The sequence below is a fragment of the Arthrobacter sp. TB 26 genome, from assembly GCF_000427315.1.
Lineage (GTDB): Bacteria > Actinomycetota > Actinomycetes > Actinomycetales > Micrococcaceae > Arthrobacter.
On the sequence record NZ_AUPJ01000146.1, the window covers coordinates 12529 to 28699 of the forward strand.

The 16171-nt window shown below is 62.7% G+C and carries 15 protein-coding genes and 2 pseudogenes; 9 read left to right on the forward strand and 8 right to left on the reverse strand.

Annotated features, from left to right (window positions below):
• The first annotated feature begins 35 nt into the window (after nt 1-35).
• The 3 genes from K789_RS22305 to K789_RS22310 all read left to right on the forward strand — a co-directional run bounded on the left by K789_RS22305 (nt 36) and on the right by K789_RS22310 (nt 3020).
• Nucleotides 36-809 carry an IclR family transcriptional regulator gene (locus K789_RS22305; RefSeq protein ID WP_051180894.1) on the forward strand — a complete coding sequence of 258 codons (774 nt, stop codon included), beginning with the start codon at nt 36-38 and terminating at the stop codon, nt 807-809.
• A 337-nt stretch (nt 810-1146) separates the two neighbouring features.
• Nucleotides 1147-2070: a LysR family transcriptional regulator gene (locus K789_RS23875; protein WP_024365728.1), complete on the forward strand. Its 924-nt coding sequence runs from the start codon at nt 1147-1149 to the stop codon at nt 2068-2070.
• A 491-nt stretch (nt 2071-2561) separates the two neighbouring features.
• Nucleotides 2562-3020, forward strand: a complete 459-nt coding sequence (locus tag K789_RS22310; RefSeq protein ID WP_084507230.1) for a CoA-transferase — start codon at nt 2562-2564, stop codon at nt 3018-3020.
• A gap of 536 nt (nt 3021-3556) precedes the next feature.
• Here K789_RS22310 and K789_RS24390 read toward each other — a convergent pair.
• The 3 genes from K789_RS24390 to K789_RS0104610 form a co-directional block, all read right to left on the reverse strand.
• Nucleotides 3557-4102, reverse strand: coding sequence for an NUDIX domain-containing protein (locus K789_RS24390; RefSeq protein WP_024365730.1), 546 nt, complete (start codon nt 4100-4102; stop codon nt 3557-3559).
• Nucleotides 4103-4220: 118 nt separating this feature from the next.
• Nucleotides 4221-4448: a hypothetical protein gene (locus K789_RS0104605; protein WP_024365731.1), complete on the reverse strand. Its 228-nt coding sequence runs from the start codon at nt 4446-4448 to the stop codon at nt 4221-4223.
• A 404-nt stretch (nt 4449-4852) separates the two neighbouring features.
• The gene (locus K789_RS0104610; protein WP_024365732.1) at nt 4853-5857 is read right to left on the reverse strand and encodes an NADP-dependent oxidoreductase; all 1005 of its coding nucleotides are present in this window, start codon (nt 5855-5857) and stop codon (nt 4853-4855) included.
• Between the two features lie 365 nt (nt 5858-6222).
• Here K789_RS0104610 and K789_RS0104615 point away from each other — a divergent pair, with 365 nt between their 5' ends.
• From K789_RS0104615 to K789_RS24975, 6 genes are all read left to right on the forward strand, one after another.
• A complete protein-coding gene (locus tag K789_RS0104615) occupies nt 6223-6771 on the forward strand; it encodes a flavin reductase family protein (protein WP_024365733.1) in 549 nt (182 codons plus the stop codon).
• A gap of 273 nt (nt 6772-7044) precedes the next feature.
• Nucleotides 7045-8187 carry an LLM class flavin-dependent oxidoreductase gene (locus K789_RS0104620; RefSeq protein WP_024365734.1) on the forward strand — a complete coding sequence of 381 codons (1143 nt, stop codon included), beginning with the start codon at nt 7045-7047 and terminating at the stop codon, nt 8185-8187.
• Nucleotides 8188-8239: 52 nt separating this feature from the next.
• Nucleotides 8240-9091 (forward strand): alpha/beta fold hydrolase, encoded by an 852-nt coding sequence (locus K789_RS0104625; RefSeq protein ID WP_024365735.1) that lies wholly within the window; start codon nt 8240-8242, stop codon nt 9089-9091.
• A 310-nt stretch (nt 9092-9401) separates the two neighbouring features.
• A complete protein-coding gene (locus K789_RS0104630) occupies nt 9402-10157 on the forward strand; it encodes a glucose 1-dehydrogenase (protein ID WP_202805065.1) in 756 nt (251 codons plus the stop codon).
• A gap of 297 nt (nt 10158-10454) precedes the next feature.
• Nucleotides 10455-10901 (forward strand): hypothetical protein, encoded by a 447-nt coding sequence (locus K789_RS23880; protein WP_024365738.1) that lies wholly within the window; start codon nt 10455-10457, stop codon nt 10899-10901.
• Nucleotides 10902-11562: 661 nt separating this feature from the next.
• Nucleotides 11563-12403 (forward strand): IS5 family transposase gene (locus K789_RS24975; protein WP_416352787.1). Its coding sequence is split into 2 segments (ribosomal slippage): nt 11563-11880 and nt 11882-12403, totalling 840 coding nucleotides; the frame shifts between segments, so codons are not numbered across the junction.
• A 191-nt stretch (nt 12404-12594) separates the two neighbouring features.
• Here the strand turns inward: K789_RS24975 and K789_RS0104650 are convergent.
• The 5 genes and pseudogenes from K789_RS0104650 to K789_RS0104670 all read right to left on the reverse strand — a co-directional run.
• Nucleotides 12595-13044 (reverse strand): annotated as a pseudogene (locus K789_RS0104650) (IS110 family transposase); the annotation flags it as partial.
• A gap of 293 nt (nt 13045-13337) precedes the next feature.
• A pseudogene (locus K789_RS0104655) lies at nt 13338-13647 on the reverse strand (DDE-type integrase/transposase/recombinase); the annotation flags it as partial.
• Nucleotides 13648-13736: 89 nt separating this feature from the next.
• Nucleotides 13737-14375, reverse strand: a complete 639-nt coding sequence (locus K789_RS0104660; RefSeq protein WP_024365743.1) for a 3-oxoacid CoA-transferase subunit B — start codon at nt 14373-14375, stop codon at nt 13737-13739.
• Entirely contained in the window at nt 14372-15121 is a 750-nt protein-coding gene (locus K789_RS0104665; RefSeq protein WP_024365744.1) for a 3-oxoacid CoA-transferase subunit A, read from the reverse strand. Before K789_RS0104665 ends, K789_RS0104660 begins: the two co-directional genes overlap by 4 nt.
• Nucleotides 15122-15173: 52 nt before the next feature.
• A complete protein-coding gene (locus tag K789_RS0104670) occupies nt 15174-16166 on the reverse strand; it encodes a VOC family protein (RefSeq protein WP_024365745.1) in 993 nt (330 codons plus the stop codon).
• Between the last annotated feature and the right edge of the window lie 5 nt (nt 16167-16171).

Genomic DNA, 16171 nt, shown 5'->3' on the forward strand with positions numbered 1-16171 from the left:
TTGATTGTGCTCGTCACGACCTACATACTGCAATAATGCGTACCGCTGAATGGAACACTTCATCCTCAGTGCTGGAGCGCGCTGCGCTGATACTTGGCGCTTTTCGCGCAGAGGACGACACAGTCGGGGTGTCAGAACTGGCACGCCGGACGGGCCTCGCCAAGTCAACTGTGTCCCGCTTGTCGTCCGAGCTGGTGCGTTTGCAGTTTCTGGAACGGCACGGTTCCTCTCTTCGTCTCGGACTTGCTCTCTTCGAGCTTGGACAGTTGGCAGCGACGCCAAAAGACTTGCGTCGGCGGGCCATTGGAATCATGGCCGATCTGCGGAACGCCACCGGTCACACAGTTCACCTTGCTGTGCTGGACAGGGTCGAAGTGGTCTATATCGAAATCCTGCGGGGCAGAGGCACTCCGAAGTTACCGTCCCGTGTAGGAGGACGAATGCCGGCGTATGCTACGGCGGTCGGCAAAGCAATGCTCGCCTTTTCTCCGCCGGCCACACTCGCCGAAGTTCTGGCACAAGGCCTGGCGCGAGTCGGGCCGAATACCATTACCGATGAAGAGTCGCTGCGGAATGAACTAAAAACCGTCGCGGCCGCCGGCCTGGCATACGAGGAAAGCGAATCCGCGACGGGCAGTTCTTGTGTCGCCAGCCCGGTGCTGGACTCGGGAGGCTCACTGGTGGCGTCCCTTTCTGTATCCGGAAGCGTAGGGCATTTGGATATTGATCGCGCTGCCCCAGCAGTGCGCACCGCCGCACTTTTTTTGGGTCGCCAGTTGCCCCGCAACAGCGCCCTTGCCCAGGGTTGACCAACCGCCGACCCCGGACTCCCGACCCCGGAGCCGCCGTTCTATGCAGCAGTGGCATCGTTATGGGGCGCGGAGACCGCTGCTGCCTGGGGTTGCGACCATACGACACGGGCTGGCCAGCGTCCGCAAGAAGGACGAGATTGGGTTGTCCGCCGCCCCGGCGGGAGCCGTAACCGGCGAGCAGGCCCTTGAGCTCGAAAAACCAGTGATCGGTTAAGCATGGCTATTCCGAAGATCGGCCCTCAATCCCTATATGTGGTATTGTCGGGTTTGAGCGTCTCAGAGTCGAGGCCAGATCCGTCGATCGATCGGCACGTTCGTACGGAAGGAATCGACCATGGATCTCCGGCAGCTCCGATACGTGATCGCCGTCGCTGAGGAAGGCGGCTTCCGCCCTGCGGCAAGGCGTTTGTACACCGCACAGCCCCCACTCTCGATGGCGATCCGGCAGTTGGAGAACGAGCTCGGAGTGAAGCTTTTCGAACGGAACACCCGAGGGGTCATACCTACACAGGCGGGTTGGGAGCTCGTCAACCGGGCCCACGAGATCCTTGAGCTGATCGACACCACGCGGGAAGCCGTGAGGGAGGGCGCCGGCGTTCGCAGGACAGCCGTCAAGATCGCCGTACTGAGTGGCGAACTTGTGGCGGGTGAGCTGACCGCCCCTATCCTCGAGGCCCTTCGCAGCCGATTCGAGGGCGCGGAGATCTTCCTTCACGAGACGACGTTTATCGACCAGGTCGAGGCGTTACGTAGCGGTGACGTAGACATCGCGTTTGTCCGGCCGCCGATCTCTCACTCGGACCTCGCGACTCTACCCATCACGCAGGAGCCGCGGTGCCTCATCGTCGGCAGACAGCACCCGTTGGCCGAGGCCGGGCGGCTGAGCGCCGACGAAGTGCTGCGTCTACCGATGCTCGACCTGTCAGCCCCGCCCGAATGGGCCAGGATTTGGCAGCTCGACGACCTTCGGGGTGGTTCGCTTCTCGACGAGTCAACCGGGCCGGTGCGCTCGGTGTCAGGCGCACAGCTCGCTCTGACGATGAGCAATGCGGCGATCACAATGTCGAAGTCGACCACGCGACTCTCTCCATCCACGGCTGTCCGCTCTCTGAACGTCGAGGGCCTCTCGCCCTCGGTGTTCGCCGTCGCCCATCGCCGGTCCGACACCCGACGACTGACGCGGGATATTATTGACGTCGTTGCCGCCGCCGCGAAAGAGCACATACATCTGCTCCCGGAGGGGGAACTGCTGGTCTAGCGCTCCTGGGGCTGGAAGGTTGATATTTGTCTTGAGCTTTCACGCTTCGATTTTCATCCGGGCATCATCTATGTAGATGTTAACGTCCCGGTCGATGGTTGCCAGCGCTGGGAGCGGTCGTGCCAGCTGTGTTTCCGCTGCCCGGAGCGGGTGCTCGAGCCAATTGCATGGGTCTGGGATCTGGATTTATCACACAGGGACGCGCTGTCCCTCGGGGTGAGACGTGTGGCCGGCGTTGAATGAGTCCCTTAAGGGGCGGCCCGGCAAGACCGCACTTAATCTGGCTGCTGAGACATAGATATCAATGTTTCGACCCGACGCCTTGACGGCCGCGAAGAAAGCATGAAGGCCGACCGCGTACAGCACGGCAAGCGGCGTCGCTTTCGGGTTCGAGTTGAGGCCGCTGCAATTTTCGAGCCCGCCGGGTCGATCGGTTTCGTATCACCCGATACGAAATCCCTCTGCGCGCCTTTCAAGACAAGATTTGCTGAATGGCGCTTGTGAGCTGTGCCGCTGCCCCACACCGATCGGAGCGGATGCTCAGGAATGGGAGCGTCCGGTTCCGGAGGGCGGCCAGCAGCGTCCTCGGCGCGTTCCAGGTCTCCGATCACGGCGACCTCGCGGACTGGTCTACCGGGGAACCCGGTGCCGTCCCTGCCGTCGGCGAGGCGATGGACCTTGCACGCGGCGCCAAGGAGGTCTACGTCATGACCGACCTCTCCACAAAGTCGGGCGAGCCGAAGCTCCTCACTTCATGCCTATATCCCCTAACGGCCGTCCGCTGCGTCAAACGCATCTACACCGACCACGCGATCTTCGAGGTGACCGCTCGCGGCTTTCGAGTGCGGGAGACGTTCGGCGAGCTGACCACGAGCGACCTCGAATTCAAGACGGGCCTGAAATTCCACGACCAGCACGAGCTGGCCCGAGTGACCTTCCGGTCGCGGTGAGCAGCTCCCGGGTGCTGAACTAGCCAGATCGAGACACTACAAGCTGTAACGGCCGCACTCGAAACGGGAACGAGGAACGGCTGATGGGGATCCGAACGATCACCCGATTCACGAGGTTTCTCGCGGCACCGACAGCCCTGCGCGAGTTTACGCCGAGGCGGCAAAGGTCCAACGGGCTGCCTGCCAGAACGCCGCTGCGGCCAGAATAATCCGGTTTGGACGCCGAGCTCCGCGATCTGGCCTATTAAGACCGGGCGTTCGGCGTGGTCTTCGAAGACGGACAGGTCTTCCCATGCCGGCGCCAAGGAGATTACCGGGTAGATCGAGTAGTCACCCGGGCGATGAGGGCACCGCGGATCCGCGAGTCAGAGAAGTTCCCGGCGCACATCGCCGCTGCGATGAGCACGCCGTATCGCTGTGTTAGACGAAAGGCCGGCCGTTCCGCACCGTGGGACAGGAGCCAGGAGCTCGTTGCTCGGGGTTGCACTGTTGCCTCGGCTGCACGCAAGGCTTTGCCTTCTCTGGGCATCTGGAGCCTAGCCGGCAAGATGCTGCCCGAGGACTCTTGAGCCCGAATACGGTGAGGTAGGGATGTAGCCCGTTTCACCTAGTACCGTGTCCAGCCAAGAGACTCGATTGGAGAAACGTCTGGTTTTGCCCGGAAGAGCCCATCGGTAGGCGTCGTGCTCCCAATCAATTGTCAGACGGCGGCGGTTGCTGCGGACGATGAATGTATGAACCAGCCAAGGTTTCTCAAGAAGATCCTTAATAACGAGAGCTGGCCCCTCGCGGAATTCGATCAAGTCTTTTGCTTGTAGCCCGGTCTCTTCGAAGAGCTCTCTGACAGCCTGTTGACCTGGCGGTATTCCAACTTCAACAAATCCGGTGATGCAGTGCCAGAGGCCTCTGTCGTGCCCCAGCTGCCTACTCCGCCTGAACAGGGCAATCTTCCCGCGACATTCGATGACAATGGCAACGACGGTGCGAGACTGCGGTATGGCCAGTGTCTCGCCAAGAACGGTCGTGATGTCAGTGATCCGCTCAGTAGTTTGCGTGCGGGGTCCCTCCACCGGCTGAATCATGTCGTCTCCCAAAATTGGTGGTTTGCGCGGCAAGGGTGCCAGTACATCAAAGGCTCATCACCGTTAGATATTGTTCGAGGCCGAACGGCCGGAAGCGTAGGGCAGTGTCCACAGACCGTTAAGCGGTTTGGCGCCGGAAATCGATTTGTTCTGTGTAGCCAAAGGGGACTGCGTGGCTGAGCCCGACGACGAAGTGCCCGTCTCCGACCCGGGTCACCAGGATGCCGTGCGTTCGTTGCCGTCTGGCGCTCTCGATCATCCGGTCAACCGCCGCAGTGATGCAGCGGTCCATGGAGGTTCTGTCTCGGACCTTTATTTCGATGGGCTCCACGTCCTGCATGTTCATGAATTACTCACCTCGCTGGGTCGGAGGGATGGGCAGGTATACACCTGTGTTTTTGCTTACAGGATGGAGGTTCGGCGTCGTAGGCCTCAGCCATGGAGGTCCGCGGTGACGTCTACGTCGTTGACATAGCCTGTCCGGGTAGTTCGATCTTTCTTCGTGAACATGGACCTGCCGGCCGGCCAGATCCTTCCAATGTGTATGGTTCCCATGGAGCTGCCTTTCGTGTCGGAATTCACTGTTTGCTGGTCCCTGCGGGTTATTTCCTGGGAATTTCCAACCATCCGTCGACCCGGACCGGAATCTGCGGTCCGGGCCATGAAGCGTCCCACTCTCGCTACCCGGCAAATGCGCTCCATTGGCTGCGATCCAGCCCCGCGAATTAGCAAGCACGTTCCAGGACACGTCTACAGCCGGATGATGGTCTTTCCGACGTTGCCGCCTTCGTAGAGCAGGCTCACGGCTCCTGGCGCGCTTTCCAGCCCGTCGAGCACGTGCTCGTGGTAGCGAATCGCGCCGCTGCGCACGAGGGGCGCTAGCCGCTCAAGTACGCCCTCAAACTCGTGTGCATGGTCTTGTAAGAGGAAGCCGTGCATGCTGGCACCCTTGGTGAGGAGGTGCCGGTGGACGCGCGGCCCCGAGGGCCAAGGATCCCACGACTCGATGGCCGCTGTGCCGCAAACCACCACACGAGCTCCGTGAGCGAGGTGCGGCATGAGCGAATCGCTGATAGGCCCGCTCGTGTTATCGAAGTACACGTCTACGCCGTCCCCGCACGCCTCCTCGAGCTCTTCTCGAAAGTCGGGTGCCCGGTAGTTCAGCGCCGAGTCGAAGCCGTATTCGTCGAGGCAGATGTCCACCTTCCGCTGGCTGCTTGTGATGCCGATAGTGCGGCACCCAGCCAGTCGGGCGAGTTGCCCGACGACGGAACCGACCGCACCCGCCGCCGTAGATACGACGACGAGTTCGCCCGGGAGCGGGCGGGCGACGTCTAAGAGACCGAGCCAGGCGGTGATGCCGTTGGCCCCGAGCACGCCAAGCGCGAGCGAGGCGGGGAACGCGGTGTTGACCCGTAGCACGTGGTCCGTCTCCGCGACCAGCGCATACTCCTGCCAACCGAAGCGGCCGACGACCTGGTCGCCGATCTGCAAGCGGGTTTTGTTGCTCTCGATGACGGTGCCGACGGCTGATCCGCGCATGACGCTGCCGACAGGGACGGGCGATGAGTAGTTGCTCTCGGCGCTGACCCACCCACGCATGGCTGGGTCGACGGAAAGGTACTCGTTCTTCACGAGGACTTGGCCGGGCTCTGGGTCGCCGATCATCGAGTCGGCGATGGCGAAGTGCTCGGAGCGAGGTATGCCGGCTGGACGGTTCGCGAGGATGACTTGACGATTCGCGCGGTGTGCCATGGTTCAGTTCCTTCTGTGTTGAATACTTGCCAACCGGCAACGCGGGTCCGAGGTTGATTGTCTAGCAGAAATCGGAACGGGTCCAATACTTCTAGGGGATCATCTTTGATATCCGTAGGGTCGCGGCGGGCGATATGTGCGCCGTTGCAGCGCGATACGGAATTCGCGTCTAGTAGCTTCAACAGGCCCGTGCGAGCCTGAGGCTGTCGACACGCAGGCGTCGACGGACGGCTGAACGATTCAAAGCTGCATGACTCAAAGGAGAGAACAATGAAGCCCGGACACTTTCTAATCACGAGACATCGGTGCCGGTTATTGCTCGGCGACTCTCTGATTCGCGAGTCGGCGAGCCAAGGAAGCGAAAAATGACTATCACCGGTTCCAGGATTGCCACGCCCAAGGTGCGCACCTGCAGCGATGATCCGATGCTCATGCGAAAGACATTGGCACAGTTTCCCTCCGGGGTGGTGGTGTTAGCAACGGAGCCCGACGGCCAGAAGCACGCGCTCGTCGCATCATCGTTCATGGTTGGAGTCTCACTGGACCCGTGCCTCTTGGCTGTTGCTGTGCAGAAGTCATCCGAGACATGGGCGTCGATTAAGACAAGCAAGTCGCTCGGCGTTTCTGTTTTCAGTCAGGGGCAAGGAGGCCTCACACGCCAGCTCGCGAGCAAGAACCGAGCCGCACGATTCGAAGAAGTCGCAGTGGAGGTTCATGACTCTGGCGCGGTGTTCATAGAGGATGCTTCTCTCTGGTTCGAGTGCGCAGTTTACGACGAGCTGGAAGCAGGAGACCACTGGATGGTCTTGCTCGAAGTGAAGCAAATGGGAGTGTCGGGTAACGAGCCGCTTATTTGGCATGGCGCAGAGTTCCGGGACCTCGCCAAGAACGACACGATCGCTGTGAAGCAATAGCTCCGATTCGGGAGCGAAGCGGCTCGCGACCTCTGTCCGAATGGACAATGTGCCTCGCCCTGCTTGCGAAGTTCAAGACGGCGATAGTCAGCCTGCCTGGAGGATCATCCCAGATATTCCTTGGGGCCGCGGCGGGCGATATGTGCGCTGTTGCAGCGCGATACGGAATTCGCGTCTAGTAGCCCCCCCGCTCGTGCGAGTCTGAGGCTGTCCTCACGCAGGCATCGACGGACGGGTACACGACTCAATATTTACGACTCAAAGGAGAGAACAATGAAGCTCGGACTTTTTTTGATGACGGGGCACCGTCCGTCCCAGTCCCAGTCGCCCGGCGGATACAAGCGGGGCTTCGAATGGGACCTCGAAATGATCAAGAAGGCCGACCGCCTCGGCTTCTCGGAAGCGTGGGTGGGAGAACATTTCACAAACCTCTGGGAACCGCTTCCCTCGCCCGATCTGCTGATTCAGGCAGCGCTCCGCGAGACGGAAAACATCGTGCTCGCGGCCGGCGCCCACGTGCCAGGATTCCACCATCCCGCGGAACTGGCGGCGCGCATCTCCTACCAGGATCAGCTGCTCGAGGGGCGGTACATGGTTGGGATCGGCTCAGGCGGGACGCCGACGGACGCGCAGATGTTCGGCATCGACATGTCGAGTGGCGAGCACCGGCGGATGGCCGTTGAGGGCTTGGAGATCATGCGGAAGTACTGGACGGAGGAAGGCCCGTGGCGCTTTGAGGGCGAGTTCTGGACCTGTGAGAAGGTCGCGGCCGACGCCTTTCCCGTCGTTCCGGGCACGCTCGGCGACCACCTGAAACCGTACCAGCGGCCCCACCCGCCGATCGCGGTCGCAGGTCTGAGCGCCAACTCCGCAACCCTGAAGTGGGCTGGCGAGGAGGGACTACTGCCGATTTCACTGGGCATGAACACAAGGTTCATGGCCGGCCAGTGGGACACATACAGTGTCGCGGCCGAAAGCCGTGGCCGCGTAGCGGACCGCAACGATTGGCGCATCGCACGCGAGGTCGTGGTCGCTGACACCGACGAGGAAGCCCTCAGCCTCGCTCGCGACGGCTACTTCGGTGAGTTCCTGAACGAATTCCTGATGCCCATCTTCAAACTCCTCGGCTATAGCGATAGCTGGAAGCACGACGACTCGGTGCAGACATCTGACATAAACCTCGAGTACCTGCTGCAGCATCAATTCCTCATCGGATCGGTCGAGACGGTCACGGAGCAACTGATCCGGATGCAGGAGGATACCGGCGGCTTCGGCACTCTGCTCATGGAGGGCGTCGACTACGAAGACCAAAAGGACCCGTGGTTCCGGTCGATGCAGTTGATGGCTGAGGAAGTGGTACCGGCAGTAAACGCGGCGCTGGCCAAGCAGGACTCACCAGTGGGGGCCAGGACGTAAAGCGGTTCTGCCACAACCACAATCCACATTCAGAAAGTCATGAGGTAATTGAATGCCAACTTCCACACTCGAGCGGGACTCGGAACGGCACATCGCCGTCTCGACTGGTGACATCCGCTATCACGATATCGGCGAGGGACCAGTGGTCGTGCTTCTGCATGGGAGCGGCCCCGGCGCGACGGCCTGGAGCAACTTCGGACCGAACATCGAGGCCCTTTCCAACCGGTTCCGGATTCTGGCCATCGACATGCCGGGTTGGGGCGGATCCCATCCGGTACGGGTACGCGACCGCGACCATGCAGCCACGCTCGTCGAGGTCCTCGACGGGCTGGGCGTGGACCGCACCGCGGTCGTGGGGAATTCGATGGGGGCGGTCACCTCACTCGCCTTCGCGGCGCGGTACCCGGAGCGGGTGACCCACGTGGTGACCATGGGCGCGGCGATGGTGGGGCAGCGGATGATGTTCGGCCCAGCCGACGGTCCATCAGAGGGCCTCAAGGTGCTCTTCCAAGCGTACCGGGATCCCTCCCCAGAGAACATGGCACGACTGGTCGACGTCATGACCTTCGACTCCAGCAGCACTTCGGAGCAGGTGGCGATTGAGCGGTCGAAGAACACGATAAAGTACGCGCAGCATCGCGAGAACTTCGTAGCCGACCTCGACGAACACCTGCCTATCATCCTCAAACCGGCGACCCCGGCCGAGATCTCCTCGATCAAGGCGCCGGTCCTCCTGATCCACGGCCGGGACGATCGCGTCCTCAACGTCGAGCATTCACTGCGGCTGGTGTCGGCCATCGAAGATGCACGACTCGTCATCATCAATCAGTGCGGCCATTGGGTGCAGCTGGAGCATACCGACGAGTTTAACCGAACCCTGGCGTCCTTCATCTCGGAACGGTAGCCACCAGGCCCGTGCAGCCGTGGACGCTGGTCCTCCAAACGAGCAAGTCTGATCTATTAGCTAGGTCAATCACAGGCCCTAGGAGGCTACAAGCGCGGTTTCGAATGGGACGCAGACCAGCTCGGCTTCTCCGAAAGGTGAGTATGTGTCGGTGCTTGTTGATGGCATCCCGTGTCGCTACCGCTTAGCGACGAGCGCGAAACGCAGTGCCATTTCATGACGGCGATCGTCCGACGGCTCGAGGAACCAGCTCGGGCAGAACGATCAGACCAGAGGTAGATCCGCTTTCAACCAAAAAAGGTGAAGTTCAATGAAGAATGGTGAGAACTTGGGTAGGTTGCACGGCAAAGTAGCGGTAGTAACCGGTGGCGCGCGGGGTATGGGTGCCTCGCATGTGCGGGTGATGGTGCGCGAAGGCGCCAAGGTTGTGTTCGGCGACCTCCTGGAGACCGAGGGCGGCGCGCTGGCAAGAGAGCTCGGTGAGAACGTCGCGTTCGTGCGCCAGGACGTGACCAGGTCCGAGGACTGGGAGGCCGTGGTCCGCACCGCTGAAGAGCTTTTCGGGCACGTAGGTATCCTCGTCAACAACGCGGGCATTGCCCCCGCAGGGTCGTTCGAGGAGACAACGGAGGAGCAGTTCCGCCGCACCCTGGATATCAACCTCGTCGGGTCGTGGCTGGGGATCAAGTCGGTCTTGACTTCGATGCGCGCAGCGGGCGGGGGATCGATCGTCAACATCTCCTCCGCGGCCGGACTCATCGGCAACAAAAACTACGCGGCCTATACCTCCTCCAAATTCGGGGTGCGAGGGCTGACAAAGGCCGCCGCCGCCGAACTCGGCGGCGATGGAATCCGCGTAAACTCAGTCCACCCTGGCATGGTCGCCACTCAGATGCTGGACGACACCCCCGCCGATCTGCTCGCGGGCGCTGTAAAGAGTATTCCGCTCGGACGCATCGCCCAGCCCGAGGAGGTCTCGAACCTCGTCCTCTTCCTCGCATCGAACGAATCCAGCTACTCGACCGGTTCGGAGTTCATCGTGGATGCCGGTGTCACAGCAATCTAAGAGAGTGCCCAGGAACCCTGACGTGACAACTCGCCGGCCACGAGTTGGCTCAGCGAGTCCACTGGATCCCTGACCTTTACCAAGAGCTACGCCGTTGCATGGGGCCTCCCTATTCCGAAGAACTTCGTCGAGGTTCTGCTATAGACGTTCCCCGGCTGCCGGGTCGAAATGACCTCGCAGCGGGGATGGGCAGACGCAGCGCAGGTGTGCTCATTGCGCGTCAGGCACCCGGCCCTTGCGTGGTTCCAATCCGAAACATTGCTGAAGCAAATCGAACCCATTGAAGGAGATCAACGCATGTCTATAGATCGTAACGAAGTCATGAAAAGGGCGGAGGCGTTGACCGACGCCATGAGAAGCCTCGACCACGTGGCGATGGGGGTTCTCCTCGCGCCCGAGTCGATCGTGTGGCACAACACCGACGAAGCCGAACAGAAGCGGGACGAGTTCCTGACTGGCCTGGAAGGTCTGCATGCGGCGTGCGAAGCCGCGAAGTGCACGGTCGAACTCGACATTCTGAATCGCGAGACCACTGCGAACGGATTCGTCCAGACACATCGGTGGTTGTTCAGGCCACCGGCCGGAACGGCCATAGAAATACCGTGTTCCATGTGGGTGACGCTGAACGACAAGGGAGAGGTCCTCCGATTGGACGAGTACCTCGACAGCACGGCATCGACGGCGCTGGCCGCCTTGTTGGCGGGCGATGCATCTGGGGCGGATCAAGACGCCGAGGTCCTCTAGCCTGAACCAGGCACTCGGATCCCGCCTTCGACGGCCTGCTGGCCGCGAGCTTCGAGGAAGGAGGTCTTCCCGGTGCTGGAGGCCCGCGGACGACCAGGTTTTTCCTCCGGGTGATCCATTCCAAGGTCCGCAGCGCCTGCTGGGTCGGGGCGGGGATGGAAGACGCTGCCGGGTCCCCAGACGTCGAAGGTTTGCCCGGCCGGCACGGCGGCCTTGCGCCGGGAGGCGAGCATGGACCGGGCCCGGCGGCGCATTCCTCGGTGGAGAGGGCCTTGTGACTCCGACCGGTTTTCAACCGCTCTGCGCTTGCGGTCGCCATCAATTCCGGGGCCAGCGCACGTGAGCCATTGACAGGGACCGCATCCGGGCCTCCAGGTCCGCGGGCCGCGGCGGAGCCGCGGTGTGGTGGTGGTGACAGGCTCATCGGGCACCCTACGTCGCGGTGTTGCCGGCCGCGGTGTCCGGGGCCGCGTTGCCGATCGCTCAGGCACGTTTCCCCTGAAGCCAGGGAGGTCGACTCCCTGGAGGCGTGCGTGGTGGTGCGGCGGATGTTGGCTTTCAGGATCGAGGGCAGGTCCGGGTGCGCGAACTGGCCATGCAGTGCAGCGTCGCCCAGGGCCCGGCCGACCTAGGGCGTGTCTCCCAAATAGGCTGAGCCCGCATTGAGCCGTTGCTGCCCAGCTCCGACGGCCAGCGCGGGCGCCCATTCCGGAACCACCGCCAGGTCGTCGAGGGTATTGCGTACCGGTACCGGTGCGGGATCGCCTGGCGGGACCTGCCGGAACAGTTCGGTCCGTGGCAGACGGTGTGGAAGCGCCACCGCCGTTTCGCAGCAGACGGAGTTTGGGACCGGATCCACGCCGTGCTGCTGACCCAGGCCGACGCCGCCGGGGAGATCGACTGGACAGTGTCGGTGGACTCAACGATCAACCGCGCCCACCAGCACGGAACCAACCTTCCCCGCAACACAGGGGGACTTCCCGAATTACAAGAAACTCTGGATCGAGCCTGACGACCACGCCGTCGGGCGTTCCCGGGGCGGGCTAAGCACGAAAATCCACCACGCCTGCGACGGGAAAGGCCGGCCCCTGGCGTTCATCATTGGACCGGGCCAGGGCTCGGACTCACGGATGTTTCCCCACGTCATTGACGCCATCAACGTCCCGCACGCCGGAACGGGACGGGCACGGACCCGCCCTGACTCGGTGATGGGCGACAAGGCCTACTCCTCCAGGGCCAACCGTTCACTGTTACGGGCCCGGAAGATCAAGACAGTCATTCCCGAACCCAGGGACCAGATCGCCAACCGCAAACGCAAAGGCGCCCGCGGTGGCCGCCCGGTGGACTTCGACAGCGAGGCCTACAAAGGCCGGTCCGTCGTCGAACAGTCCTTCAACATCTTCAAGCAATGGCGCAGCATCGCTGCCCGCTACGACAAGCTCGCCATCACCTACCGCTCCGGGGTCGCCCTCCACGCAGTCCTGATCTGGCTGCGCCAATAAGGAGACACGCCCTAGTCGGTGCCGGCGATTTTGGCGAGCGTGACTGCTTAGGCCATCTACACGTTCATCCCCCGGCAGCTTCCAGCAGCCAGGTCCGGGCGCCTTCGCTGATGGCCAGGAATTCGGCCTCATCCGCGCTGCGGGCTCTGACCTCATAGTTGCCGGGCCCCTGGCCCGGTCCCGGGGAAATGGACTGCGTGTGCGCGGGTGACGCGCAGCACGCGCAGGGCTTCGACGGCGCCGTCCTTGGATTTCGGGATGCTGGTGCGTCGGCCGTGCAGTGCGGCGCGGGCTGCATTGATCGCATCGAGATCGTCGTCCTTGCCTTTGCGGAGGCGGTCGGACCGGACGGGCCGGTCGACCTCCAGGATCGTGACGCCGGCTTTGGCAAGGTGTCGGGTCAGGCCGGCGCCGTAGGATCCGGTGCCCTCGATGCCGATCCGGGCCAGGTCACCGAACTCGCCGATCCAGGCGAGCAGGGTCCGGTATCCGGTGCGCGTAGTCGGAAAGCTCCTGGTGCCCAACACTGTCTCGCCGGCGTCGATGACGGCGGCGACGTGGAGTTCTTTGTGCGTGTCGACGCCGGCGAAGACGGGCGTCGGCGCCTGGTCGGGGCCTCTGGTTGCGGGTGTTCTGGTCATGTCGTTTGCCCTCCGGTTCATCCGGTCTGCAAGGGCACGGCCCCGCGCTTCGACCCACCGGCGGACAAGACAGTGATGAGCACCGTTGGTGCAGGCTCTCCTTAGGTCACTCCGGCGGCGAGGCGTGGCGCCTCACCGGGTACTCCCAGGGACTGACAGATCCGGGCAAAGACAACGGCTGTCGATCGGAGTGAGGGTCAAGAACCCCGGGGGCACCCGGCACCAGCATCCTGTCGCGTCCATCAGTGTGCGAGTCAAGGACCTCCGGGAATACCGGTACAGCCAGTCTCACTATCGGAGTGGACCAGGGTGCCTGCCGGGCGGCGTGAGCGCACCGCGTTCTCCAGCGGCCACGGCCAGCGAGGATTTCATCCGCGAGTACATCGAGTAGATCGAGTACCCGACGATCCTTCCGGAACAGACGTCCTTGACCACGTAGAGGCAGAGCTTTCCGTCACCGGCTGGGTGCCCGGTGATGTCCGTCAGCCACAGCTCGTTCGGCGAAGTGGCGGTGAAGTCCCGTTCCACCAGGTCGTCGTGAACCGGTGGTCCCGGCTTCCGGTTCAGGCCCGTCCTCTTCGAGCACACCGACCAGATGCCGTGGTGGAAGTGGTCCCGGACAACTAGCCCGAGACCAACTTCCCCACGCCAAAGCGAACAGATCCGGTGCATCAAGCACCGTTCGATAGGTGCTAATCGTGGAATCTGAGGCCGGTTCGGACTTCGAGGTCGCTCGTGGTCAGCCCGCCGAACGTCTCCCGCACTCGAAAGCCGCGAGCGGTCACCTCGAAGATCGCGTGGTCGGTGTAGATGCGTTTGACGCAGCGGACGGCCGTTAGGGGATATGAGCACGAAGTGACGAGCTTCGGCTCGCCCGACTTCGTGAAGAGGTCGGTCATGACGTAGACCTCCTTCGCGCCTCGCGCCAAGTCCATCGCCCCGCCGACGGCAGGCACGGCACCGGGCTCCCCGGTAGACCAGTTCGCGAGGTCGCCGTGCTCGGAGACCTGGAACGCGCCGAGGACGCACAAGTCGATGTGCCCACCGCGCATCATTGCAAAGGAATCGGCGTGATGAAAGTACGCAGCGCCAACTCCTTCTGTGACCGGCTCTTTTCCAGCATTTATGAGGTCAGGATCGATATGCTCCCGAGAAGGCGCCGGCCCCATGCCGAGCATACCGTTTTCGGTGTGCAGCAGGATCTCCCGGTCCGGTGGGATGAAATTCGCCACCAGCGTCGGCGCGCCGATGCCGAGATTGACGACGGCCCCCCCGGGAATGTCCTCGGCGATGCGCGCTGCGATCTCGGATCGGCTAAGCAGTCTTTTCACTGTGATTCCTTTGCGCTGGGAGACAGCGGTGCCCCGGCAGCGTCGGTCCCGCCTACGAAGTGTCCGTCGGCCAACCAGGAACGCTCGCCGACGGGGACAACGCAGTCGACGAAGATCCCGGGGGTGACGATGGACTCGGGATCCAGGCCGCCGGGCTCCACACAAACATCCACTTGCGCGATTGTGGTCGTCGCAGCGGTGGCCATGATGGGCCCGAAATTCCGGCCAGTCTTGCGGTAGATCAGGTTGCCGTATCGGTCGCCCCGCAGGGCGCTGATGAGAGCGGCATCAGCGAAGATCGGGTATTCGAGCACGTATTCGCGCCCGTTGATCGTTCGATGCTCTTTCCCGGCGGCGAGGTCCGTGCCGACGCCCGTCGGTGTGAAGAACGCGCCGATGCCGGCGCCGGCTGCGCGGATGCGTTCCGCAAGGTTGCCTTGCGGGACGAGCTCGAGTTCGACCTCGCCCGCGCGATACATCCTGTCGAATACCCAGGAGTCGCTCTGCCGTGGGAACGAACAGACGACCTTTCGGACGCGCCGCGCGGCGAGGAGCGCGGCGATTCCGGTGTCGCCGCTGCCGGCGTTGTTGCTCACGATGGTGAGATCGCGGACGCCGTGCTCGATCAGCGCGTCGATCAGCTCGACGGGCTGGCCCGCGCGACCGAACCCTCCGATCATGATCGTTGCCCCATCGGAGATGCTCGAGACCGCTTCTCGGATGTCTGTCGTTTCTTTCGAGGTCACTGTTCGCTTCGCAGGCTCGGAACTGATGATTTCATCTGGTGAGCTCGCCGTATCAGCCCGGCACGGTCTCGCTGAAGAGGCTAAACTCTCGCCCCAGCGGTGTCCCATACCAAACGAGCGCCTTGTCCATGTCCTTCTCGGTCCACGTGAGTGGCTTCCAGGCGGGGTCGAAGATGAGGTAACCCGTGTCCCCGAACAGCTCGATCCGGTTGCCGCCCGGTTCGAAGACGTACAGGAACTGGGCCTGCGTCGCTCCGTGCTTGCCGGGGCCGAGGTCGATGGTGAGTCCGTAGTCGGTGAAAACGTCGGCAGCATCGAGCAGGTGCTGGGGGAAGCCGTACCAGAACGCGAGGTGGTGCAGGCCACCTTGCCCGTTGGCTGATCGGCCGGTGCGATCGGCGAGGTTGGCGATCTCGTGCACCAGAGGGCTCACGCTCATCCATGCGGCGGCCTCTCGCCCATGCACCACGATGTTCTCGCGAAGGCGGAATCCCAGCGTGTCCTGGAGGAATTCGCGGTTCTTGGTGACGTCATCGACCAGGTGGTTGACGTGGTCGAGTCGCCGGACGGGGACGCCCTTGATTGGACGCTTCTGGGGGCGGCTGAGCAGTCGCGATGCCTGTTCGTCGGACGCCTTGAAGTAGTCGACCTCCCACAGGAGGGAGTGGGCGTTGCCTGAGGGCGAGGCGAAGTCGACGGTCGGCCCCTGCCCAAGATCGCCCTCGCGCCAATCGACGGCGACACCGTTGGCGGCAAGGGCGTCGACGCGGCGGCCGAGTGCCTGCGGGGAGCTGCTGCGCCACGTCGTCCTGCCCACCCCAGGCGTATCGCGGTAGGTGACCTTGAGCGAATGGTGGTACCAGTCCTCGTATGCTCGGAGGTACACCGAGTCACCGTCCCGGCCGGACACCGTCATGCCGAGTAGCTCGGTGAAGAACCATACCGTCTCGTCGACTTTCGGTGAAAACATCTCCACACTGGCGAGCTGTGCGACATCGAAGTTGGGTTCCGGGTATGTCTCGTCGATTTGATAGTTGACGGTCATTGTCT

Coding starts and splice junctions, on each gene's coding strand:
- K789_RS22305 (WP_051180894.1), top strand. CDS start 36: ATGCGTACCGCTGAATGGAACACTTCATCCTCAGTGCTGGAGCGCGCT.
- K789_RS23875 (WP_024365728.1), top strand. CDS start 1,147: ATGGATCTCCGGCAGCTCCGATACGTGATCGCCGTCGCTGAGGAAGGC.
- K789_RS22310 (WP_084507230.1), top strand. CDS start 2,562: ATGGCGCTTGTGAGCTGTGCCGCTGCCCCACACCGATCGGAGCGGATG.
- K789_RS24390 (WP_024365730.1), bottom strand. CDS start 4,102: ATGATTCAGCCGGTGGAGGGACCCCGCACGCAAACTACTGAGCGGATC.
- K789_RS0104605 (WP_024365731.1), bottom strand. CDS start 4,448: ATGAACATGCAGGACGTGGAGCCCATCGAAATAAAGGTCCGAGACAGA.
- K789_RS0104610 (WP_024365732.1), bottom strand. CDS start 5,857: ATGGCACACCGCGCGAATCGTCAAGTCATCCTCGCGAACCGTCCAGCC.
- K789_RS0104615 (WP_024365733.1), top strand. CDS start 6,223: ATGACTATCACCGGTTCCAGGATTGCCACGCCCAAGGTGCGCACCTGC.
- K789_RS0104620 (WP_024365734.1), top strand. CDS start 7,045: ATGAAGCTCGGACTTTTTTTGATGACGGGGCACCGTCCGTCCCAGTCC.
- K789_RS0104625 (WP_024365735.1), top strand. CDS start 8,240: ATGCCAACTTCCACACTCGAGCGGGACTCGGAACGGCACATCGCCGTC.
- K789_RS0104630 (WP_202805065.1), top strand. CDS start 9,402: ATGAAGAATGGTGAGAACTTGGGTAGGTTGCACGGCAAAGTAGCGGTA.
- K789_RS23880 (WP_024365738.1), top strand. CDS start 10,455: ATGTCTATAGATCGTAACGAAGTCATGAAAAGGGCGGAGGCGTTGACC.
- K789_RS0104670 (WP_024365745.1), bottom strand. CDS start 16,166: ATGACCGTCAACTATCAAATCGACGAGACATACCCGGAACCCAACTTC.